The organism is Enterobacter sp. MG-EB028, from assembly GCF_056673305.1.
The window spans coordinates 4050537-4071416 of record NZ_CP195079.1; the positions used below are offsets into that span (position 1 = coordinate 4050537).

The 20880-nt window shown below is 57.9% G+C and carries 19 protein-coding genes; 10 read left to right on the forward strand and 9 right to left on the reverse strand.

From position 1 onward, the window contains the following. Window positions 1-2: 2 nt before the first annotated feature. Window positions 3-734 carry a tol-pal system-associated acyl-CoA thioesterase gene (exbB, locus tag ACR42C_RS19140; RefSeq protein WP_116342042.1) on the reverse strand — a complete coding sequence of 244 codons (732 nt, stop codon included), beginning with the start codon at window positions 732-734 and terminating at the stop codon, window positions 3-5. Window positions 735-985: 251 nt separating this feature from the next. On the opposite strand from exbB, the gene metC reads away from it, so the two are divergent. Beyond that, window positions 986-2173 (forward strand): cystathionine beta-lyase, encoded by a 1188-nt coding sequence (metC, locus tag ACR42C_RS19145; protein ID WP_166712350.1) that lies wholly within the window; start codon window positions 986-988, stop codon window positions 2171-2173. 143 nt (window positions 2174-2316) lie between these two features. Then, a complete protein-coding gene (gene yghB / locus ACR42C_RS19150; RefSeq protein ID WP_163329680.1) occupies window positions 2317-2976 on the forward strand; it encodes a DedA family general envelope maintenance protein YghB in 660 nt (219 codons plus the stop codon). 45 nt (window positions 2977-3021) lie between these two features. On the opposite strand, the gene ACR42C_RS19155 is transcribed toward yghB, so the two are convergent. After that, window positions 3022-3921, reverse strand: coding sequence for an AraC family transcriptional regulator (locus tag ACR42C_RS19155; protein ID WP_479984452.1), 900 nt, complete (start codon window positions 3919-3921; stop codon window positions 3022-3024). Window positions 3922-4116: 195 nt separating this feature from the next. Between ACR42C_RS19155 and yqhD the strand changes: the two genes are divergently transcribed. Together yqhD and dkgA are read left to right on the forward strand one after the other, a co-directional pair. Continuing rightward, on the forward strand, window positions 4117-5280 hold the full coding sequence (gene yqhD, locus ACR42C_RS19160; RefSeq protein ID WP_320719875.1) for an alcohol dehydrogenase: 1164 nt from the start codon (window positions 4117-4119) through the stop codon (window positions 5278-5280). A gap of 105 nt (window positions 5281-5385) precedes the next feature. After that, window positions 5386-6213, forward strand: coding sequence for a 2,5-didehydrogluconate reductase DkgA (gene dkgA / locus ACR42C_RS19165; protein WP_021242117.1), 828 nt, complete (start codon window positions 5386-5388; stop codon window positions 6211-6213). Window positions 6214-6309: 96 nt separating this feature from the next. Here dkgA and ACR42C_RS19170 read toward each other — a convergent pair whose 3' ends face one another. After that, complete coding sequence (locus tag ACR42C_RS19170; protein WP_320719876.1) at window positions 6310-8484, reverse strand: YgiQ family radical SAM protein; 2175 nt, start codon at window positions 8482-8484, stop codon at window positions 6310-6312. Window positions 8485-8684: 200 nt separating this feature from the next. Between ACR42C_RS19170 and ACR42C_RS19175 the strand changes: the two genes are divergently transcribed. Further along, entirely contained in the window at window positions 8685-10160 is a 1476-nt protein-coding gene (locus tag ACR42C_RS19175; protein ID WP_116342054.1) for a TrkH family potassium uptake protein, read from the forward strand. Between the two features lie 32 nt (window positions 10161-10192). Here the strand turns inward: ACR42C_RS19175 and ftsP are convergent, their stop codons facing one another. The 4 genes from ftsP to ACR42C_RS19195 all read right to left on the reverse strand — a co-directional run bounded on the left by ftsP (window position 10193) and on the right by ACR42C_RS19195 (window position 15342). Further along, a complete protein-coding gene (ftsP, locus tag ACR42C_RS19180; protein WP_116342056.1) occupies window positions 10193-11605 on the reverse strand; it encodes a cell division protein FtsP in 1413 nt (470 codons plus the stop codon). 58 nt (window positions 11606-11663) lie between these two features. Continuing rightward, window positions 11664-12401 (reverse strand): 1-acylglycerol-3-phosphate O-acyltransferase, encoded by a 738-nt coding sequence (gene plsC, locus ACR42C_RS19185; RefSeq protein ID WP_061097059.1) that lies wholly within the window; start codon window positions 12399-12401, stop codon window positions 11664-11666. Between the two features lie 162 nt (window positions 12402-12563). Then, window positions 12564-14822, reverse strand: a complete 2259-nt coding sequence (gene parC / locus ACR42C_RS19190; protein ID WP_116342058.1) for a DNA topoisomerase IV subunit A — start codon at window positions 14820-14822, stop codon at window positions 12564-12566. 118 nt (window positions 14823-14940) lie between these two features. Then, window positions 14941-15342: a YgiW/YdeI family stress tolerance OB fold protein gene (locus ACR42C_RS19195; RefSeq protein ID WP_479984453.1), complete on the reverse strand. Its 402-nt coding sequence runs from the start codon at window positions 15340-15342 to the stop codon at window positions 14941-14943. A gap of 139 nt (window positions 15343-15481) precedes the next feature. On the opposite strand from ACR42C_RS19195, the gene qseB reads away from it, so the two are divergent. The 5 genes from qseB (at window position 15482) to lysM (ending at window position 19034) form a co-directional block, all read left to right on the forward strand. Next, window positions 15482-16141 (forward strand): quorum sensing response regulator transcription factor QseB, encoded by a 660-nt coding sequence (gene qseB, locus ACR42C_RS19200; RefSeq protein WP_479984454.1) that lies wholly within the window; start codon window positions 15482-15484, stop codon window positions 16139-16141. Continuing rightward, complete coding sequence (qseC, locus tag ACR42C_RS19205) at window positions 16138-17475, forward strand: quorum sensing histidine kinase QseC (RefSeq protein WP_479984455.1); 1338 nt, start codon at window positions 16138-16140, stop codon at window positions 17473-17475. The genes qseB and qseC overlap by 4 nt, the downstream gene beginning before the upstream one ends. A gap of 105 nt (window positions 17476-17580) precedes the next feature. Next, window positions 17581-18162, forward strand: coding sequence for an NAD(P)H-dependent oxidoreductase (locus ACR42C_RS19210; RefSeq protein WP_024906501.1), 582 nt, complete (start codon window positions 17581-17583; stop codon window positions 18160-18162). Between the two features lie 31 nt (window positions 18163-18193). Continuing rightward, window positions 18194-18508, forward strand: a complete 315-nt coding sequence (locus ACR42C_RS19215; RefSeq protein ID WP_479984456.1) for a putative quinol monooxygenase — start codon at window positions 18194-18196, stop codon at window positions 18506-18508. A gap of 85 nt (window positions 18509-18593) precedes the next feature. Beyond that, entirely contained in the window at window positions 18594-19034 is a 441-nt protein-coding gene (gene lysM, locus ACR42C_RS19220; RefSeq protein WP_028014428.1) for a peptidoglycan-binding protein LysM, read from the forward strand. A gap of 17 nt (window positions 19035-19051) precedes the next feature. Here lysM and ACR42C_RS19225 read toward each other — a convergent pair whose 3' ends face one another. Both ACR42C_RS19225 and ACR42C_RS19230 read right to left on the reverse strand, forming a co-directional pair. Further along, a complete protein-coding gene (locus ACR42C_RS19225; protein WP_479984457.1) occupies window positions 19052-19927 on the reverse strand; it encodes a MurR/RpiR family transcriptional regulator in 876 nt (291 codons plus the stop codon). Next, window positions 19924-20874, reverse strand: a complete 951-nt coding sequence (locus ACR42C_RS19230; RefSeq protein WP_479984458.1) for an iron-siderophore ABC transporter substrate-binding protein — start codon at window positions 20872-20874, stop codon at window positions 19924-19926. Before ACR42C_RS19230 ends, ACR42C_RS19225 begins: the two co-directional genes overlap by 4 nt. Window positions 20875-20880: the final 6 nt, after the last annotated feature.

Below are 20880 nucleotides of genomic sequence, written 5' to 3' on the forward strand. Positions count from 1 at the left end.
TATTAACCTACGCGCAGTTTAGACGCCGCATGGACCGGCTTCACGGCGCTGGCATTCAGGTCGAGATCGCGGCTTTGCAGCAGCAGAACCTGGGCGGCAACGTCTCCGAGAGTCGCTTTGTAGCTGCCAATCATACGCGCGAAGATGTTGTAGATAACCACCGCAGGGATAGCGGCAACCAGACCGATTGCCGTCGCCAGCAGCGCTTCCGCGATACCCGGCGCAACCACCGCGAGGTTGGTGGTTTGGGTCTGCGCAATACCGATAAAGCTGTTCATGATGCCCCAGACCGTACCGAACAGACCAATGAACGGCGAAATCGCGCCGATGGTCGCCAGATAACCATTGCCGCGTCCCATGTGTCGACCAACGGCCGCAACACGACGCTCCAGACGGAAACCGGTACGCTCTTTAATGCCTTCGTTATCTTCACTGCCGGCGGAGAGTTCCAGCTCGTTCTGAGCTTCATTCACTAACAGGGTGGTCAGGCTTTTCGCGTGGAAGGATGAGGTCATCTCAGAAGCCTGATCCAGAGAGCGGGCTTCAGCCAGCTGCTGCTGTTCCCGCTTGAGGCGACGCTTCTGCGAAAGCAGCTCGGCGCTTTTGCTGAAGAAGATAGCCCAGGTGACAACGGACGCCAGAATCAGGCCGATCATCACAATCTTAACCACGATGTCAGCATGATGATACATGCCCCAAACGGAGAGATCCGTCTGCATCAAATTATTACCCACTCTGTATCTCCAGGACGCAAATCACAAAATCTGAACGTAATAATATCAAAAAGTCGTCGAATTGATAGTCGTTCTCATTAGTATTTACATGGTGCCTTAATTTTCGCTCACTTTCCTTGCGCTTACGCAGTAAAAATTTCTTATGCGCTTTTTTGCTAATATTTTCTGCTTATTCGATAAGCATGCGGGTGCAGTTTTTTACAATCGTGGTAGTCTGGACGTCCAGACGTATAAAAACAGGGTTTGCAAATATGACGAAGAAGCATCTTGATACCACGCTGGTACAGGCTGGACGCAGCAAAAAATATACTCAGGGTTCGGTTAACAGCGTGATTCAACGCGCCTCTTCCCTGGTGTTTGACACCGTTGAGGAGAAAAAAATCGCCACGCGCAACCGCGCGAAAGGCGGGTTGTTCTATGGTCGTCGCGGCACCCTAACCCACTTTTCTCTGCAGGAGGCGATGTGCGAGCTGGAAGGCGGCGTGGGCTGCGCGCTGTTCCCGTGCGGGGCGGCGGCGGTTGCTAACACCATTCTGGCGTTTGTGGAACAGGGCGACCATATCCTGATGACCAACACGGCCTATGAACCCAGCCAGGATTTCTGCACCAAAATCCTCAGCAAGCTCGGCGTAACGACCGGCTGGTTTGACCCGCTGATTGGTGAAGGTATTGCTGACCTTATCCAGCCAAACACGCGCATTGTGTTCCTGGAATCTCCCGGTTCCATCACCATGGAAGTGCACGACGTGCCGGCTATCGTGAAGGCCGTGCGCAGCAAAGCGCCAGAAGCGATTATCATGATCGACAACACCTGGGCGGCGGGCGTGCTGTTTAAGGCGCTGGAATTCGACATTGATATCTCGATTCAGGCGGCAACGAAATACCTGATTGGCCACTCTGACGGGATGATTGGCACCGCGGTATCCAACGCGCGCTGCTGGGACCAGCTGCGTGAAAATGCCTACCTGATGGGCCAGATGGTGGATGCAGACACGGCATACATGACCAGCCGCGGTATCCGCACGCTTGGGGTTCGCCTGCGTCAGCATCATGAAAGTAGTCTGAAAATCGCTGAGTGGCTGGCGCAGCATCCGCAGGTTGAGCGCGTGAACCATCCGGCGCTGCCGGGCAGTAAGGGCCATGAGTTCTGGCAGCGTGACTTTACGGGCAGCAGCGGGCTGTTCTCGTTTGTGCTTAAAAAACGGCTCAATAATGACGAGCTGGCGAGCTATCTGGATAATTTTACCCTCTTCAGCATGGCCTACTCCTGGGGCGGTTTTGAATCCCTGATCCTGCCGAATCAGCCGGAGCAGATCGCGGCCCTGCGCCCCGGCGGTGAAGTGGACTTCAGCGGCACCCTCATTAGATTGCATATCGGTTTAGAAAACGTGGACGATTTAATTGCGGATTTATCTGCAGGGTTTGAACGTATCGTGTAGAGTGCGGGCTGAAAATGTACTCCCCGGACGCTTTTGTGAACACTGCAAGCAGAAAAGTCTGCATGAGTTGCGCCTGCGATCAATCCCGGCAGGTAAAATTGGGAGTACAATAGCGTTATCTCTGCTGTTCCACAGGAAAGTCCATGGCTGTTATTCAAGATATTATCGCGGCGCTCTGGCAACATGATTTTGCCGCCCTAGCGGATCCTCACGTCATAGGCGTCGTCTATTTTGTGATGTTCGCAACGCTGTTTCTGGAAAATGGATTACTGCCAGCCTCGTTTTTACCCGGTGACAGTTTGCTTTTACTTGCCGGGGCCTTGATTGGCAAAGGCGTCATGGACTTTACGCCCACGATGGTTATCCTCACCTCCGCCGCGAGCCTGGGCTGCTGGCTGAGCTATCTGCAGGGCCGCTGGCTTGGAAACACGCGCGTGGTAAAAAGCTGGCTGGCGCAGTTGCCCCATAAATACCATCAGCGTGCGACCTGTATGTTTGACCGACACGGCCTGCTGGCACTGCTGGCCGGGCGTTTTCTGGCGTTTGTTCGCACTCTTCTGCCCACCATGGCGGGTATTTCCGGGCTGTCTAACCGCCGGTTTCAGTTCTTCAACTGGCTGAGCGGCCTGCTGTGGGTCGGTGTCGTAACCACGTTCGGATATGCGCTGAACATGATCCCGTTTGTGAAACATCACGAAGATCAGGTAATGACCTTCCTGATGATCCTGCCGATTTTCCTGCTGGTGGCAGGGCTGGTAGGGACGATTGCGGTGGTGATCAAGAAAAAGTATTGCAGTGCCTGATCCCCTCACCCTGACCCTCTCCCCATTGGGGAGAGGGAAAAAAGCCTAAGCTCCCTGCATGGTTCGGATGCGTGACGCATCTTCTCCCGGCGTGACGCCGAAATAGCGCTTAAACTCCCGACTGAACTGCGACGCGCTTTCATAGCCGACGCGCATGGCCGCCGCGCTGGCCTTCATGCCGTCGTGGATCATCAGCATGCGCGCCTTATGCAGCCGGTAGGTTTTGAGGTACTGCAGCGGCGAGGTGCTGGTCACCGACTTAAAGTTATGGTGAAACGCCGAGACGCTCATGTTCGCTTCCGCGGCCAGCTGGTCAACGCTGAGGTTTTCCGTGTACTGACTCTCAATACGCTTGAGCACGCGGCTGATCAGGCTGAAGTGGGTCTGTCGGCTCACCAGGGCGAGTAACGCCCCCCCGCCCGGGCCCAGCAGCACGTGGTAAAGAATTTCGCGAACGATCTGCTTGCCGAGAATACGCGCGTCCAGTGGCCTCTCCATGACGTCCAACAGGCGCTCAATGGCGCAGAGGATCTCTTCCGACAGCGTCGCCGAGTTAATCCCGCTGGAGGCCATCGACGGCTGGAAGAGCTCGTCTTCACCAATCTCCATCAGCAGCTCCTGCAGTTGAAGAATATCAACGTTGACGCGAATACCCGCCAGCGGAACGGCCTCTGTCGCGAAGGTTTCACATTCGAAGGGTAAAGGTACCGTCAGGAGCAGATATTCATTGGTATCGTAGCGGAACACGCGCTCGTTGATATAGCCAATTTTATGGCCCGAGAAGAGAAAAACGATGCCCGGCTGGTACATCACCGGTGTGCGCGTCCCGGGTTGCGTGCCGTAAAGCAGGCGAATGTCCGGCAGCAGGTCGCTGACGTTATTTTCTTTATCTATCAGCCTTTTAATCTGCGCCGTGAGCTGGTGGCAGATCGCTTCGCGGTTCATTTTACGTTACTCCGGGTACGGTTTCCGACCCTTACAGTCTGCGCATTTTTCCGAAGTTTCTCCAGCGCTCTGTAGAAATGGGCAAGACATCGGCAGGAATGTGCATTGAGGGCCTGGTCCCGGACGGCCACAATGAGCAGCATCAGGTAGCCATCGGCGCCACCACGGTTTTTCACCCACTAAAGGGAACGAGCAATGAACAACTTTAATCTTCATACCCCAACCCGCATTCTGTTTGGTAAAGACGCTATCGCCGATCTGCGCGCGCAGATCCCTGCTGATGCTCGCGTGCTGATCACCTACGGTGGCGGCAGCGTGAAAAAAACCGGCGTGCTGGATCAGGTTTACAGCGCCCTGAGCGGCCTGGACGTGCGTGAGTTCGGCGGTATCGAGCCAAACCCGTCTTACGAAACGCTGATGAACGCGGTGAAAATCGCCCGCGAAGAAAATATCACCTTCCTGCTGGCGGTCGGCGGCGGCTCCGTGCTGGACGGCACTAAGTTCATCGCGGCGGCAGCGCACTACGCTGACGGCGTTGACCCATGGCACATCCTGGAAACCCGCGGCAGCGACATCAAAAGCGCGATCCCGATGGGCTCCGTGCTAACCCTCCCGGCCACCGGCTCTGAATCCAACAAGGGGGCGGTGATCTCCCGCAAAACCACCGGCGACAAGCAGGCCTTTATGAACGAACACGTTCAGCCTGTCTTCGCTATTCTGGATCCGGTGTACACCTACACCCTGCCCGCGCGTCAGGTGGCGAACGGCGTGGTCGATGCCTTTGTTCACACCGTGGAGCAGTACGTGACCTACCCGGTGAATGCAAAAATTCAGGATCGCTTCGCAGAAGGCATTCTGCTGACGCTGATTGAAGAGGGCCCGAAAGCGCTGAAAGAGCCGGAGAACTATGACGTTCGCGCCAACGTCATGTGGGCCGCAACGCAGGCGCTGAACGGCCTGATCGGCGCTGGCGTGCCTCAGGACTGGGCGACCCACATGCTCGGCCATGAGCTGACGGCGATGCACGGTCTGGACCACGCTCAGACCCTGGCCGTTGTGCTGCCCGCGCTGTGGAACGAAAAACGCGACACCAAGCGCGCCAAACTGCTGCAGTACGCCGAGCGCGTGTGGAACATCACCGAGGGTTCTGACGATGCGCGTATTGATGCTGCCATTGAAGCGACCCGCAGCTTCTTTGAAAGCCTGGGCGTGCCAACGCGTCTGTCCGGCTACGGCCTGGACGGCAGCTCCATCCCTGCCCTGCTGGCAAAACTCGAAGAGCACGGCATGACCCAGCTCGGCGAGCACGGGGACATTACGCTGGACGTGAGCCGTCGTATCTACGAAGCAGCACGCTAAGCGTTTTTGCCCTCCCGACTTTCGTTTTTTGACATTTCGTCCAGACTTAATGCACACCCCATCGTCGGAGTCCCCCTCCGACGATGCGCACCTGAAGGAGGAAAAATGGCAAACCAAACCGTAATCAAGCTGCAGGACGGCAACGTGATGCCCCAGCTGGGGCTAGGTGTATGGAAAGCCGGTAACGACGAGGTCGTCTCCGCCATTCATAAAGCACTGGAAGTCGGCTATCGGTCGATTGATACCGCCGCCGCGTACAAAAACGAGGACGGCGTGGGTACCGCGCTGGCCAGCGCCGGCGTACCCCGCGATGAGCTATTTATCACCACTAAACTGTGGAACGACGATCAAAAGCGCCCCCGTGAAGCGTTGCAGGAGAGCCTGGAGAAACTCCAGCTCGATTTCGTCGATCTGTACCTGATGCACTGGCCAGTTCCGGCCATCGACCATTACGTTGACGCCTGGAAAGGGATGATTGAACTGCAGAAAGAGGGGCTGGTGAAAAGCATCGGCGTCTGTAACTTCCAGGTACATCACCTGCAGCGTCTGATTGATGAAACGGGCGTCGCACCGGTGATTAACCAGATCGAGCTGCACCCGCTACTGCAGCAGCGTCAGCTTCATGCCTGGAACGCCACCCACAAGATCCAAACCGAATCCTGGAGCCCGCTGGCGCAGGGTGGTGAAGGCGTGTTCGATCAGAAAATTATCCGCGACCTGGCGGATAAATACGGTAAAACCCCGGCGCAAATCGTCATTCGCTGGCATCTGGACAACGGCCTGGTGGTCATTCCGAAATCGGTCACGCCGTCGCGCATCGCCGAGAACTTTGACGTCTGGGATTTCCGGCTGGACAAAGACGAGCTGGGTGAAATTGCGAAGCTGGATAAGGGCAAGCGTTTAGGGCCCGATCCGGATCAGTTTGGCGGGTAATCCCCTCACCCTGCCCTCTCCCCAAAGGGGAGAGGGTGTTCAAGTTCCCTCTCCCCTTTGGGGAGAGGGTTAGGGTGAGGGGTGAGGACATCATCGTTATCCAATCTTACGCTTTGCGCTCTTCTTCGTCCCCGCACCACCGTTCGAACGCTGATGGACAATCGGCGTGTGCTTTGTCAGCGCGGGGCGCGTATTGCGGTTCTGGCGACGCGCTTCGCGCATCTCATCCAGCGTCGGGGCCGGTACCAGGCAGTCACGGCGCGAGCCAATCAGGTGTTTTTTACCCATCTCTTCCAGCGCCTGGCGGATCAGCGGCCAGTTTTTCGGATCGTGATAGCGCAGCAGCGCCTTATGCAGACGGCGCTGTTTATCCCCTTTCGGTACCACCACCTCTTCACTCTTGTAGCCAATCTTACTCAGCGGGTTCTTGCCGGTGTAATACATGGTCGTCGAGTTGGCGAGCGGCGACGGATAGAAGTTCTGCACCTGATCCAGACGGAAGCGACGCTGCTTCAGCCACAGCGCCAGGTTGACCATGTCTTCATCGCGCGTGCCCGGGTGCGCGGAGATGAAGTACGGGATCAGATACTGCTCTTTGCCCGCCTGTTTCGAGTAGGTGTCGAACAGCTGCTTAAAGCGATCGTAACTGCCCATGCCCGGCTTCATCATCTTCGACAGCGGGCCTTCTTCGGTGTGCTCCGGCGCAATCTTCAGATAGCCGCCAACGTGGTGCGTCGCCAGCTCTTTGATGTAGCGCGGATCTTCCACGGCAATGTCGTAACGTACTCCGGAGGCGATGAGGATCTTCTTGATGCCCTTCAGGTCGCGCGCGCGGCGGTAGAGGTTGATCGTCGGTTCGTGGTTGGTGTCCATGTGCTCGCAAATGCTCGGGTAGACGCACGAGAGACGACGGCAGGTCTGCTCCGCGCGCGGCGATTTGCAGCGCAGCATATACATGTTCGCGGTTGGGCCGCCGAGATCGGAGATCACCCCGGTAAAGCCCGGCACCGAGTCGCGAATGGCTTCGATCTCATTGATGATCGAATCTTCAGAGCGGCTCTGGATAATGCGCCCCTCGTGCTCGGTAATTGAGCAGAAGGAACAGCCGCCGAAGCAGCCGCGCATGATGTTGATCGAGAAGCGGATCATCTCATACGCCGGGATACGGGCGTTGCCGTACGCCGGGTGCGGCACGCGCTTGTAAGGCAGCGCAAAGACGCTGTCCATCTCTTCGGTGGAGAGCGGGATCGCCGGCGGGTTGATCCAGATAAAGCGCTCGCCGTGCTTCTGCATCAACGCGCGGGCGCAGCCCGGGTTGGTTTCGTGGTGCAGAATACGGGACGCGTGTGCGTAGAGCACCTTGTCGGCTTTTACCTTCTCGTAGGACGGCAGCAGCACGTAGGTCTTTTCCCACGGCTTCGGACGCGGCGGCTGCACAACGATAGCCTTCGCTTCCGCTTTCTTCGGCTCAACCGGCTTGTTATCCGCACACGGCAGATCTTCACCATACGGGTGCGGGATCGGATCGATTTTGCCCGGCATATCGATGATACGGGAATCTACCCCGCTCCAGCCCGGCAGCGCCTCTTTCACCATGATCGCGGTGTTGCGCACGTCACGGATGCTGCTCACCGGCTCGCCCTGCGACAGACGGTGCGCAACTTCCACCAGCGGACGCTCGCCGTTACCGTAAATCAGCATGTCGGCCTTGGAGTCCACCAGCACCGAGCGGCGAACCGTATCCGACCAGTAGTCATAGTGCGCGGTGCGGCGCAGGCTCGCCTCGATGCCGCCCAGAATCACCGGCACGTCTTTCCAGGCTTCTTTGCAGCGCTGGGTATAGACCAGGGTCGCGCGATCCGGGCGTTTACCCGCCACGTTATCCGGCGTGTAGGCGTCGTCATGGCGCAGCTTGCGGTCGGCGGTATAGCGGTTGATCATCGAGTCCATGTTGCCGGCGGTGACACCGAAGAACAGGTTGGGTTTACCCAGACGCATAAAGTCGTCTTTACTGTTCCAGTCGGGCTGGGAGATGATCCCCACGCGGAAGCCCTGCGCTTCGAGCATACGGCCACAGATGGCCATGCCGAAGCTCGGATGGTCAACGTAGGCATCGCCCGTGACCAGAATGATATCGCAGCTGTCCCAGCCCAGCTGGTCCATCTCTTCCCGGGACATCGGCAGGAACGGCGCCGGTCCAAAGCAGGCCGCCCAGTACTGGGGCCAGGAGAAGAGGTCACGATCCGGCTGGATCAGGGAGATTGCGCTCATAATGCTTCCGAAGAAAAAATAGACAAAAGGAGCGGGATTATACGCTGTTCATCCGTCAGATTTGAAGAAAAGGATGCAGGAAGCAGGCAGATATTCGTGGAAGTCGTTAAAATACAGCGCCCTGTTAATTTTGCATCATAATTACCCCTGACTCTTCCGGTCTTCAGCCGCCGGGAGGAATTCTGGCGTGGAGTTGCTTTGTGAAGTTCAACGATTCGTTACATGTGTCTCAGCTGCGGGTTGTGCTCCACCTCTGCGGTTTTTTGGTTCTGCTGTACAGCCTGTCGATGCTGCCGCCGATGGTCATCGCCCTGCTCAATAAAGAGCGGACCTACTTTGCGTTCCTGACCACCTTTTTGACCTTTTTCAGCCTCGGAGGGTTAACCTGGCGGGCAACCCGCCACGCCGGCATACAGCTGCGCACCCGCGACGGTTTCGTGATCATCGTGCTGTTCTGGCTGCTGTTTTCATTGATAAGCGCCATGCCGCTATGGATGGATGATGGCCTGCATCTCTCCTTTGCGGACGCGCTCTTCGAAGGGGTTTCCGGGATCACCACAACCGGGGCGACGGTGATCGGGGACGTCAGCGCCCTGCCGAAGTCTTACCTTTATTATCGCGCTCAGCTCAATTTCATTGGCGGATTAGGCGTCATCGTGCTGGCCGTCGCGGTTCTGCCGCTGCTGGGCATTGGTGGCATGAAGCTCTATCAGTCAGAGATGCCGGGTCCGTTCAAGGAGGAGCGCCTGACGCCCCGCCTTGCCGATACCGCACGTACCCTGTGGGTGACCTACTTCGCGCTGGGCGTGGCCTGCACCCTGGCCTACTGGCTGGCGGGGATGTCCTTTTTTGACGCCCTCTGTCACGGGCTTTCGACGGTGTCACTGGGCGGGTTCTCCACCCGCAGCGAGAGCATCGGTTTTTATGACAGCCACGCGATTGAGCTGGTTGCCGGGGCGTTTTCACTGCTCTCCGCGTTTAACTTCACCCTCTGGTACGTCGCCATTGTCCGACGCACCCTGAAGCCGATTCGCCGCAGCCCTGAGGTGAGATTCTTTCTGAGCGCCGCCGCGGTGATTATCGTCATCACCGCCTGGCAGGTCTGGCACGCGGGAATGTACAACCCTGTCGATAGCCTGGTGCACGCCTTCTTCCTGGCCAGTTCGATGATGACCGATAACGGCCTTTCGACAGCTGACTATGCCCAATGGCCCGCCCACACCATCTTCCTGCTGTTGAGCGCCAGCTTTTTTGGCGGCTGCGTAGGCTCAACCTGCGGCGGGATCAAAGCCCTGCGTTTTCTCATTATGTTCAAGCAGAGTATTCAGGAGATGAACCAGCTGGCCCATCCGCGCGCGCTGCTGAGCATAAAGGTGGGCAAAAGCGTGGTGAATGAACGCGTCCTGCGCTCGGTATGGAGCTTCTTTTTTCTCTACGTGATGATCACGGGCTTTTTTGTCTGGGCGCTTAATCTGATGGGCTACGACCTGTTTACGTCATTCGCCACGGTTGCCGCCTGTATCAACAACATGGGGCTGGGATTTGGCGAAACGGCGTCAACGTTCGGCACGTTAACAGAGGGAGCGAAACTGCTGATGTGCGCGGCGATGATCTTAGGGCGTCTGGAAATTTACCCGGTGCTGATTCTGTTCTCGCGCTTTTTCTGGCGGGCTTAAAACATTCCCGGCGAACCGGGAATGTCAGGGGGTTAAGGCGCGGGGTTAATCAGCATCTGCCCCACGGAGCCCCTGTCCATCATCTCCAGCGTCTGGCTGTGGAACAGGAACGGGAAGTGCGGCCAGGAAGGCTGGCCGTAGTAGACGAGCAGTTCAACCTGGCCGTCCACCCAGACGGTATCTTTCCATCCACGGTCTTCCGGGAACGGCATCGCACCGTTAACATTGCGGATCAGGAAGCTTACCCCTTCAATATGGAACGACTGCGGCATATCTGAACGCACCGTCCAGCGCTCCCAGGTGCCCTGCTGGGCGGTGATATCAATACGGTTCACATCCCACAGCGCGCCGTTAATGCCTGGATCGTCGCCCAGGCTGATATCACGGCTGCGCACCGGCGAACCGCTCACGATCTCCTGCGGCAGCAGACGCATCGGCAGGCTATCGGTGACCAACGGCAGCAGGCCGGTTGGGCGCAGGGTTAACACCAGCGTGGAGACCAGAATGCTCGACGGCTCAAAGAACCCGCGAATACGATCAACAATGCTCGCGGCTTCACCACAGGTGACGGAGACTTCATCCCCGTTGGTCATATCCACCAGAATTTCACGACGCTCTCCCGGCGCCAGCGCCAGCTGTTTCACGGAGACAGGCGCGGGTAAAAAGCCCTGGTCGCCGGAGATGACGTGCAGCGGGCGGCCATCGCTCATCTGCAGCTGATAACGGCGCGAGTTAGAGGCGTTGAGCAGACGCAGGCGCACCCAGCCACGGGACACTTCCACGTACGGGCTCTGCGCGCCGTTAACCAGCAGCGTATCGCCGACGAAGCCACCGCTGCCCGGCTCGCTGTACTCCGGCGTACCGAAGTTATCCAGACGTTTGTCCTGAATGATGACCGGGAAATCATCCACGCCGTAGTGGTTCGGGATCGGCAGCGATTTGCTCATCTCATCTTCCACCAGCCACATGCCGGCCAGGCCGTTATAGACCTGCTGCGCCGTACGGTTAGGGGTATTGGCGTGATACCACAGGGTTGCCGCGCTCTGGCGGATCGGCAGGACGGGCGCCCAGTCGGCGTTGGGGGACATCATTCGCGCCGCGCCGCCAATCAGCGGGCCAGGAACCTGTAAGCCGCTGATGGTCATGGCGACGTTTTCAGCCGTACGGTTGCTGTAAATGAGCTTAACGTCATCGCCGTTCCACACGCGGACGGTCGGCCCGAGGTAGCGCCCGTTAATGCCCCACACCGGCGCGCGCGTGCCCTGGGTGAACGACCAGTGGCTGCGCTGAAGCGTGAGGAAAAGCGGCTGCCCGCGACGGGATTCAATCAACGGCGGAATGGGTAGCGGCTGTTGCTGCCCGGCGGCGCTGGCTGTCAGCGGCATCGCACCCGCACAAAGGGCAATCCCCGAAGCCTGAATAAACTGACGCCGACTGAGTGACATATAAGCTCCATCTGAAACGACTAACAACGCGGGAATTCGTTTTCCCTTTAACGCCGGATTAAACCTTACCGGCGGCTTCTCTTTCTGCGACTTCTTTGTCCAGCAGCGCAATATGCTGAGCCATCAGCTCGCGGCAGTGGGCTGCCAGCTCGCGCACCTGGTCTTTACCATACTTACTGGTATCGACGGGTGGCAGCATTTCGACAATCACCAGACCATTATTCAGGCGGTTAAGATTAATCTTATTAGAAGTATTGGAAACGCACACGGGAATAATTGGAACACCTGCCGCAATTGCGGCATGAAACGCACCGGTTTTAAACGGCAGCAGACCGCGACCGCGGCTGCGCGTTCCTTCCGGGAACATCCAGATGGATATTTTGCGCTTTTTAAAATGGTTCACCACTTCCGCAATGGTGCCGTGCGCTTTTGCACGGTTATTACGGTCGATCAGCAGGTTACCGGTCAGCCAATACAGCTGGCCAAAAAACGGGATCCACAGCAGGCTTTTTTTCCCCACCGTTACGGTCGGCGGCAGAACAATATTGGAGGCCGTCACCATATCGTAGTTGTTCTGATGGTTAGCGATATAGATGGCGTTACCGAAATTCTCCGCCCCTTCAGGCAGGCGTTTTTCAACCTTCAGGCCAAACAGCGGCGCAAGGCGGCCGAACATATGGCCAAAGGTGGCAACATGCTTCGGATTACGCGGGCTGAACAGGCAGTAAATAGAGCCGAAAATACAGACCAGAATGCAGTAGATAACGGTAAGAATAAGACGAACAATATATAGCATAGCGACCTCTGAAGCCCTGACAGCTGACAATTATACTTCACCTGTGGCCAGGTAAGGACTTTATTACGAGCGCGTATTGTTAATCGCAACGCACGAATTAACAACGATTTTACGGGAAATTTTATTGAAATACCCCCTCCGGACAGAGGGGGTGTCACGGCATTACTCTTCGCTGTCGCCCGCGCTGCTGCGCGCAGGGGAATCTATCTCCACGCGGTCGATACGCTGCAGGCCGCGCATCAGCGAACCGCGGCGGCCACGCTCGCCCACCACTTTCTGCAGCTCTTCCGGACGAAGCTTGATTTTACGCTTGCCGACGTGAATGGTCAGCGTGCTTTGCGGCGGCAGAAGGAAGAGATGCGCCAGGCCATCTTCACCTTTCGCGGCTTCCGCAGACGGTATGTTGATGATCTTGTTGCCCTTACCTTTCGACAGCTCCGGCAGGTCGCTGACCGGGAACATCAGCATGCGTCCGGCAGAGGTGATCGCCAGCAGCATGTCGCTCTCGTTCTCGATCACCAGCGGCGGCATCACGTGAGCGTTGTCCGGCAGGCTGATCAGCGCTTTACCGGCGCGGTTACGCGACACCAGGTCGTTAAAGGTACAAATAAAGCCATAGCCCGCATCGGACGCCAGCAGCAACTTCTGATCATCGGCCTCCATCAGCATGTGGTCAACCGTTGCACCCGGCGGCAGCGTCAGCTTGCCGGTCAGCGGTTCGCCCTGGCCGCGCGCGGAAGGCAGCGTGATCGGGTCAATGGCGTAGCTGCGGCCCGTGGAGTCGATAAACGCCACCGGCTGGTTGCTCTTACCTTTCACCGCCGCTTTAAAGCTGTCGCCCGCTTTGTAGCTCAGACCCGGCGCGTCGATATCGTGGCCTTTGGCGCTGCGCACCCAGCCGCTCTGCGACAGGACAATGGTCACCGGCTCGGACGGCTGCATGTCGTGCTCGTTCATCGCCTTCGCTTCTTCGCGCTCGTGCAGCGGAGAACGACGGTCGTCGCCAAAGGCATCGGCATCCGCCTGCAGCTCTTTCTTCAGCAGGTTATTCATTTTGCGTTCGGACGCGAGGATCGCCTGCAGCTGATCGCGCTCTTTTTCCAGCTCGTTCTGCTCGCCGCGGATCTTCATCTCTTCCAGCTTAGCGAGATGGCGCAGCTTCAGTTCGAGGATCGCTTCGGCCTGGGTTTCGCTGATGCCGAAGCGCGACATCAGGGCCGGCTTCGGCTCGTCCTCGGTACGGATGATCTCGATCACCTCGTCGATATTGAGGAACGCCACCAGCAAACCTTCGAGGATGTGCAGGCGCTTAAGCACCTTCTCCAGACGATGGTTCAGACGACGGCGCACTGTATCGCGGCGGAACGTCAGCCATTCGGAGAGGATCTCCAGCAGGTTTTTCACCGCCGGGCGTCCGTCAAGGCCGATCATGTTCAGGTTGATGCGGTAGCTTTTTTCCAGATCGGTAGTGGCGAACAGGTGGTTCATTACCTGCTCCATGTCCACGCGGTTGGAGCGCGGCACGATCACCAGACGGGTAGGGTTCTCGTGGTCGGACTCGTCGCGCAGGTCATCCACCATCGGCAGCTTTTTATTGCGCATCTGGGAAGCGATCTGCTCCAGCACTTTCGCGCCGGAAACCTGGTGCGGCAGCGCGGTGATCACCACGGCGCCGTCCTCTTTATTCCACACCGCGCGCATGCGCACGGAGCCGCGACCGTTCTGGTAGATTTTGCGGATTTCCGCGCGCGAGGTGATGATCTCGGCTTCGGTCGGGTAGTCCGGCCCCTGGACGATATCCAGCAGATCGTCCAGCGAGGTTTTTGGCTGCTCAATCAGAGTGATGGCGGCTTTCGCCACTTCACGCAGGTTGTGCGGCGGAATGTCCGTCGCCATGCCGACCGCGATACCGGTGGTGCCGTTCAGCAGGATGTTCGGCAGACGCGCAGGCAGCATTTTCGGCTCCTGCATCGTACCGTCGAAGTTTGGCACCCAGTCAACGGTTCCCTGACCCAGCTCGCCCAGCAGCACTTCGGCATATTTGGACAGGCGGGATTCGGTATAACGCATCGCCGCGAAGGATTTCGGATCGTCCGGCGCACCCCAGTTCCCCTGCCCGTCCACCAGCGGGTAGCGGTAAGAGAACGGCTGCGCCATCAGCACCATCGCTTCATAACAGGCGCTGTCGCCGTGCGGATGGTATTTACCCAGTACGTCACCGACGGTACGGGCGGATTTCTTGAACTTGGCGGTGGCGTTCAGCCCCAGCTCGGACATCGCGTAGACGATGCGGCGCTGAACGGGCTTCAGGCCATCCCCGATAAACGGTAACGCCCTGTCCATGATGACGTACATGGAGTAGTTCAGGTAGGCGTTTTCCGTGAATTCATGTAGCGCGAGGCGCTCTGCCATATCGCTCATTACGTGTGATTCCTCAACTCAGAAACCGAAGGGTTTCAGGCAATATTGCCGCAGATACTACCTCATCTGATGAATTGAGTCACAAAGAAAAAGGGCCGCTTAAGCGGCCCTTTTCGGGTTATTTGTTCAGCTTGATGACCTGCTTCACGTCGATTTCAAATTCGTTCCAGTCTTTGTCGACTTTACCCTGAAGTTCGACTTTATCCTGCGGGGTCACGGTCACGCCGTTCCAGCGCTTGTGGTCAATCTCAACTACGACCGTGCCGGACTCGTCGCGGAAGGTGTAGCGGTCATCGGACAGGCGCTCGGTAATGTTCCCGCGCAGCTTCACCCAGGCGTCGTCCTTCAGATCTTTGACTTTAGCCGCGGTGGTGAGGTTGGCGTTGTTATCGACAAAACCGCCCTGCTGGGTTTGCGTCTGGGTCTGTGTAGCGGATGGGCCAGTGAAACCGCCCTGAGCAGCAAAGACCGGCGCGGTGGTCATCATCATGATGGTAGCAATTGCAGCGAATTTTTTCATTGTAATCTCTCCCTTTAATGTCGTTTCACAATCCATTAAACAGGGTAAACCTTAACAACTTCTTAAGGGGAAAATTTATTTATTTTTACTGTACAGCAGGCGCTTGCAGAGGGTTTACTGACGGCATCAAGGAGGGAACATGCGCATTTTACTGGTAGAAGACGACAGGTTAATCGGTGATGGCATCAAAGCGGGCTTAAGCAAACTGGGCTTTAGCGTGGACTGGTTTACCGACGGGAAAACCGGACAGGCCGCGCTCGCCTCTGCGCCCTATGATGCCGTCGTGCTTGATCTGACCCTGCCGGAACTGGACGGTCTGGACATCCTGCGCGCCTGGCGCGAAAGCGGGCGCAGCGAGCCGGTGCTGATCCTGACGGCGCGGGATGCGCTGAACCAGCGCGTCGAGGGGCTGCGCCTCGGGGCGGACGATTATCTCTGTAAGCCGTTCGCGCTGATCGAGGTGGCTGCCCGCCTGGAAGCGCTGATGCGCCGCAGCCACGGCCAGACGCGCAGCGAGTTGCGCCACGGCAAGGTGACGCTCGACCCGGCAAGCCTCGTCGCGACGCTGGATGGCGAAACGCTGACGCTTAAACCGAAAGAGTTCGCCCTGCTGGAGCTGTTAATGCGTAACACGGGCCGGGTGCTGCCGCGCAAGCTCATCGAGGAAAAGCTTTATACCTGGGACGATGACGTCTCCAGCAACGCCGTGGAAGTCCATGTTCATCATTTACGCCGCAAGCTCGGGAGCGAGTTTATCCGCACCGTGCACGGCATCGGCTATACCCTGGGTGACGCATGAAGCTGAGCCTGAAGCTGCGCCTGACGCTTCTCTTTTTAGCGCTGTCTCTGACGGCCTGGTTTGCCGCCAGCCTGGTGGCGTGGCAGCAGACTACCCACAAGCTCGATAAGCTGTTCGATACGCAGCAGATGCTGTTTGCCAAACGGCTGCTGACAATGGATCTTGACGAGATCCGCGCGCCGGAGCGCATGCGCGAGGTGCCGAAAAAGGCCAAACACGGGCATCTGGACGATGACGCGCTGGCCTTCGCTATTTACGCTTCAGACGGGACGATGATCCTTAACGACGGCGAAAACGGGCGCGATATTCCGTATCACTATCGTCGCGACGGCTTTGATGACGGACGGCTTCAGGATGACAACGACGAATGGCGCTTTTTATGGCTGACGTCGCCAGACGGTAAATACCGCGTGGTGGTCGGCCAGGAGTGGGAGTACCGGCAGGATATGGCGCTGGACGTGGTCAGCTCGCAGCTGACGCCGTGGCTGGTGGCGCTGCCGGTGATGCTGCTGTTGCTTATTGTCCTGCTGAGCCGGGAGCTAAAGCCCCTGAAAAAGCTGGCCCAGACCCTGCGTTCCCGCTCGCCGGACGCCACCGACGCCCTGCCCACTCAGGACGTGCCTGCGGAAGTGCGCCCCCTGCTCGACTCGCTGAACCATCTTTTTGCGCGTACCCAGGAGATGATGACCCGCGAGCGCCGCTTCACCTCCGACGCCGCCCACGAGCTGCGCAGCCCGCTGGCCGCGCTGAAGGTGCAAACCGACGTGGCGCAGCTTTCTCAGGACGATCCGCAGGCGCAGGAAAAAGCGCTGGCGCAGCTGCACGCGGGTATCGACCGCGCTTCACGGCTGGTGGATCAGCTCCTCACCCTGTCGCGCCTGGACTCGCTGGATAGCCTGGACGGCGTAGAACAGATAGCGATGGCCGACCTGCTGCAGTCTGCGGTGATGGATATCTACCCTTCAGCGCAGCAGGCGGGTATTGATATTCGTCTGAACATCAACGCGCCGGAGGTGACTCGCACGGGTCAACAGCTGCTTCTGAGCCTGCTGGCGCGTAACCTGCTGGATAACGCCACCCGTTACAGCCCGCGCGGCAGCGTGGTAGATGTGACGCTGAACACCCGTAGCTTCACCGTGCGCGACAACGGCCCGGGCATTTCACCCGATGCGCTGGCGCGTCTCGGCGAGCGGTTTTATCGTCCGCCGGGTCAGGACGCAACGGGCAGCGGGCTGGGATTATCCATTGTGAAACGCATTGCCGCGCTGCACGGCATGCGCGTCTCGCTGGGCAATGCGCCTGAAGGCGGCTTTGACGTGAAGGTCAGCTGGTAAGGGATTATTGCACTACGCGCAAAAGACTTTGCACATTTTGCTCATTTTTCCGCTCCGCCCTCGCGCGTAGAATACCGGACATACTCTCAGCATCGAGGACAAAAAATGAGCAATATTCTGATTATCAACGGCGCAAAAGAATTTGCGCACTCTAAAGGCCAGCTTAATGACACCCTGACCGAGGTCGCGGACGGTTTCCTGCGCGACGCCGGGCATGATGTTAAGGTCGTACGTGCGGACAGCAACTATGACGTGAAGGCCGAAGTGCAGAACTTCCTGTGGGCCGACGTGGTGATCTGGCAGATGCCGGGCTGGTGGATGGGCGCGCCGTGGACCGTGAAAAAGTACATGGACGACGTATTCACCGAAGGTCACGGTTCGCTGTATGCCAGCGACGGCCGCACCCGTTCAGACGCGTCTAAAAAATACGGCTCCGGCGGCCTGATTCAGGGGAAAAAATATATGCTCTCCCTCACCTGGAACGCTCCTCTGGAAGCCTTCACCGAAAAAGATCAGTTCTTCGAGGGCGTGGGCGTCGACGGCGCGTACCTGCCGTTCCACAAGGCGAATCAGTTCCTGGGCATGGATCCGCTGCCGACCTTTATCGTTAACGACGTGATTAAAATGCCGGACGTCCCGAGCTATATCGCAGAATATCGCAAGCATCTCGCGAAAATTTTTGCTTAACTGGTAGCCTGGAATTAAAGGAGTAGTAACCATGCTTACAGTAATCGCAGAAATCCGTACTCGTCCAGGTCAACATCACCGCCAGGCGGTGCTGGATCAGTTCGCGAAAATCATCCCAACCGTACTGAAAGAAGAAGGCTGCCACGGCTACGCGCCGATGGTTGACGCCGCTACCGACGCGAGCTTCCAGTCCACCGCGCCAGACTCCATTATCATGGTTGAGCAGTGGGAAACCGTCGAGCACCTTGAAGCGCATCTGCAGACCACGCACATGAAAGCCTGGAGCGACGCGGTGAAGGGTGACGTGCTGGAGACCCACATCCGTATTCTGGAGCAAGGGGTTTAAAACCTGCCTTCCCTCTCCTCCCGGGGAGGGAAATCTCTCTGACCTGCTATGCTTATTCTGACTTCATGATTAACAGGAGGATGGAATGGGTCTTTTTAACTTCGTAAAAGAAGCAGGCGAAAAGCTATGGGATAACCTGACCGACCATAAAGGTCAGAGCGACAAAATCACCGAGCACCTCAAGAAACTCAACATTCCCGGTTCAGACAAAGTTCAGGTTAACGTTACCGACGGCAAAGCCAGCGTGACGGGCGACGGGCTGACCCAGGAGCAGAAGGAAAAAATCCAGGTTGCCGTCGGGAACATCGCGGGCGTCAGCGAGGTGGAGAACAACATCACCACGACCGATGCCAAAGATGAAGCCACCTACTACACGGTGAAATCCGGCGATACCCTGAGCGCTATCTCCAAAACCGTGTACGGCGATGCTAACCAGTACAATAAGATTTTTGAGGCTAACCGCCCGATGCTCTCCAGCCCGGATAAAATCTATCCTGGCCAGACGCTGCGTATTCCTAAAGCGTGATCCGCGAGCCGGGGAAATCAGCTACTTTTCTTCCCCGGTTTTAACCCACGATGTAACTCGTTGATGCGCTTCATCGACTTGATAGTGCGCTGCGGCTCAGTGGATGCCACGGATAAAATAATCATCTCCAGACACAGCAGCACCGTGCCGTGGAGCGGGATTTTACCTTTCTCGCCGCCGCGTGGGACGTGGATCACCACGCTGGCCTCTTTGCTGAATCGCGAGTCGGTGGCATTGGTCAGCAAAATCGTGGGAATACCCAGCCGTTTTGCTTCGCGCAGCGTGGTTTGCCCTTCCCGGTGCGCGGATTTTTGCGCCATCATGATCAGCACATCCCCGCGCTGGAGCCCGATCAGCTGCTCGGCCAGCCCTATTCCGGTACGGTTAAGCGGCGTGGCGGGTAGCCCCATCCGGCTAAAGAGTCTGGCGGTGTATTCGGCCAAAATCCCGGACGCGCCAATCCCAAATATGGCAACCTGCCTCGCCTGCGCCAGCAGCGAGACCGCCTGCGCCATCGCGAAGCGGTTATGGGGTTCAGACAACACGTCACAGGTATGCTGATGCCCCTCCAGCACGAAATCAATGCTCGCATTGACGTCGCTGGTCAGCGTATTCACCGTGGTGGAGATCTTTTCGCTGGAGGTCACGACCGGGCCAAACCACTGCTCCAGCGTCTGCTTCAGATCGCGCAGCCCGGCAAAACCCAGCGCCTGGATGGCGCGAACGACGGTGGCATCCGACGTTTTCAGCAGCGTCGCGATCTCCATTGCCGTCTGTTCCATCACCGCTTCCCGATTTTCATTGATATAGCGCGCCACCTGTAGCAGCCGAGGCGTGAGCTGGTGCGATCGCGAGCGGAGGCGGTCCCCGAAGAGATCAACTTTACGGCTCATCGTGACGCCTCCGGCAGCGGACGTCCGGCAATGTGCGACTGCACCTGCGCGGCCATCAGCCCTAACGAGGCGAACGAGTTCGAGATGGCCTCTTCACGCGAGATCAGCACGTAATGTCCGGTCCGACAGGCATTCAGGAACTGGCACCAGCCCGGCATCACTGCATCCATCGCTGCCAGCTCATCCTGCGGTTTGCCGCCCGTATCCCCGCGCCAGGTGGCGAAAACGAAATCGGCATCCAGTTCCGGCAGCCGCTCGGCGCTGACGTCAATGCGCCCCCCTTCCGGGATGGACTCAATCAGCGGCGGGAAGGTAAACCCGGCATCACGCAGCACGCGCCCCAGCGAATGGTAGCTGTGCATGGCGTTGATTTTCCCCTGATTGGCCTGAATTACCGACACGCTCACCTTGCGGGTATCAATCGTCGCTTTCAGCGCCTTAATTTGCTCCTGATAGCGCCGCTCCAGAATCCTGAGCCGCGCCTGCGTTCCGGTCAGCTGCGCCAGCTTGCGGTAGATCTCCGGCGCGCCGCCGTCGAGATGATCGATGCTCACCGTCGGGGCAATTTTCTCAAGCTGTTCCACCGGGGTATTGCGCGTCGGTTCGGTAACGATCAGGTCCGGTTTTGCGGCGGCAATGGCTTCGATATCGATATCCACAGTGCCGATAAATTTGATGTCGGAATTATCGAAGTCGACGCCGGTCAACATGCCGCTGGAACGCAAGAAATGGCTGCCGTCCGGCCGGGTGCGGCCATGGCTCGCCACCGGCGGTACGCCAAGCTCAATTAACGGAATGGTAATGTCCAGGTCGTGTAACGAGACGATCCGTTTCGGATGCGCCGGCACCACCACCTTACGGTTCAGATCGTCAGTAAACGTCTGCGTCGGCTCGGCCGCGCTCGCCGCAAACCCCGCCAGCAACAGCATCGAAAACAGTATGCGCATGTTAAC

Coding starts and splice junctions, on each gene's coding strand:
- ACR42C_RS19230 (WP_479984458.1), bottom strand. CDS start 20,874: ATGCGCATACTGTTTTCGATGCTGTTGCTGGCGGGGTTTGCGGCGAGC.
- lysM (WP_028014428.1), top strand. CDS start 18,594: ATGGGTCTTTTTAACTTCGTAAAAGAAGCAGGCGAAAAGCTATGGGAT.
- ftsP (WP_116342056.1), bottom strand. CDS start 11,605: ATGTCACTCAGTCGGCGTCAGTTTATTCAGGCTTCGGGGATTGCCCTT.
- yghB (WP_163329680.1), top strand. CDS start 2,317: ATGGCTGTTATTCAAGATATTATCGCGGCGCTCTGGCAACATGATTTT.
- metC (WP_166712350.1), top strand. CDS start 986: ATGACGAAGAAGCATCTTGATACCACGCTGGTACAGGCTGGACGCAGC.
- yqhD (WP_320719875.1), top strand. CDS start 4,117: ATGAACAACTTTAATCTTCATACCCCAACCCGCATTCTGTTTGGTAAA.
- ACR42C_RS19215 (WP_479984456.1), top strand. CDS start 18,194: ATGCTTACAGTAATCGCAGAAATCCGTACTCGTCCAGGTCAACATCAC.
- ACR42C_RS19155 (WP_479984452.1), bottom strand. CDS start 3,921: ATGAACCGCGAAGCGATCTGCCACCAGCTCACGGCGCAGATTAAAAGG.
- ACR42C_RS19210 (WP_024906501.1), top strand. CDS start 17,581: ATGAGCAATATTCTGATTATCAACGGCGCAAAAGAATTTGCGCACTCT.
- ACR42C_RS19170 (WP_320719876.1), bottom strand. CDS start 8,484: ATGAGCGCAATCTCCCTGATCCAGCCGGATCGTGACCTCTTCTCCTGG.
- dkgA (WP_021242117.1), top strand. CDS start 5,386: ATGGCAAACCAAACCGTAATCAAGCTGCAGGACGGCAACGTGATGCCC.
- parC (WP_116342058.1), bottom strand. CDS start 14,822: ATGAGCGATATGGCAGAGCGCCTCGCGCTACATGAATTCACGGAAAAC.
- ACR42C_RS19225 (WP_479984457.1), bottom strand. CDS start 19,927: ATGAGCCGTAAAGTTGATCTCTTCGGGGACCGCCTCCGCTCGCGATCG.
- plsC (WP_061097059.1), bottom strand. CDS start 12,401: ATGCTATATATTGTTCGTCTTATTCTTACCGTTATCTACTGCATTCTG.
- qseC (WP_479984455.1), top strand. CDS start 16,138: ATGAAGCTGAGCCTGAAGCTGCGCCTGACGCTTCTCTTTTTAGCGCTG.
- qseB (WP_479984454.1), top strand. CDS start 15,482: ATGCGCATTTTACTGGTAGAAGACGACAGGTTAATCGGTGATGGCATC.
- ACR42C_RS19195 (WP_479984453.1), bottom strand. CDS start 15,342: ATGAAAAAATTCGCTGCAATTGCTACCATCATGATGATGACCACCGCG.